This is a genomic window from Kitasatospora nipponensis (assembly GCF_039528135.1).
In the GTDB taxonomy this organism is placed as follows: Bacteria; Actinomycetota; Actinomycetes; order Streptomycetales; family Streptomycetaceae; genus Kitasatospora; species Kitasatospora nipponensis.
Map to the genome: position 1 here is coordinate 1 of NZ_BAAALF010000738.1, position 687 is coordinate 687.

Sequence of the window (687 nt, forward strand, 5' to 3'; positions counted from 1 at the left end):
CTCCCCGTCCGCGGGGTCAGGCGCGGTACGAGGCCCAGGAGTTGGTCATCCGGGTGACCTGGCCCGGGGTGAACTGGGTCATGCAGGAGTCGTAGGTGTAGTCCATGAAGTTCTTGATCGGGTCGAGGCCCGGCTTGCTGGTGCAGGTGTCCCGGCCGGTCGGGCACTCGAAGGCCGCGCTCTTCTCGGCGGGGGTGTCGCTGACGTAGTCGCCGTTGCCGTTACAGCCGCCCTGGAAGGTGTGGTAGAGCCCCATCCAGTGGCCGACCTCGTGGGTGGCGGTGTCGCCCTCGTTGTAGTTGGTCGCCGAGCCGCCGGGCAGCGAGGCGTCCAGCATGACCACGCCGTCGTCCGACGGGTTCGAGTTGTACGAGCTCGGGAAGGTGGCCCAGCCCAGCAGGTCCTGGCCGAGCTTGGCGGTGTAGATGTTCAGCGCGTTGGCGCCGCCCTTGCGCAGGGTGGTCTTCGTGCTCGGTCCACTCGGCGGGCATGCGGAACGTCATGACAACTCTTCTCGTATCAGGGATCGGTGAGGACGGTGCTCAGTAGGCGGACGGCACGGCCGGCTCGGACTGGGTGGCGCAGTGGATGCCGCCGCCCCCGCTCGCGATCGCGTCGATGTTCAGCTGGACGACCCTGCGGTCCGGGTATGCGGCCTGCAGCACCGCGTAGGCCACCCCGTCCGCG

At 68.6% G+C, this 687-nt stretch carries 1 protein-coding gene and 1 pseudogene; both read right to left on the reverse strand.

Going from position 1 to position 687, the window contains the following annotated elements:
- Window positions 1-16: 16 nt before the first annotated feature.
- A pseudogene (locus tag ABD323_RS43030) lies at window positions 17-466 on the reverse strand (zinc metalloprotease); the annotation flags it as partial.
- Window positions 467-542: 76 nt separating this feature from the next.
- Window positions 543-677 carry an agmatine deiminase family protein gene (locus ABD323_RS43035; protein WP_344447479.1) on the reverse strand — a complete coding sequence of 45 codons (135 nt, stop codon included), beginning with the start codon at window positions 675-677 and terminating at the stop codon, window positions 543-545.
- Window positions 678-687: the final 10 nt, after the last annotated feature.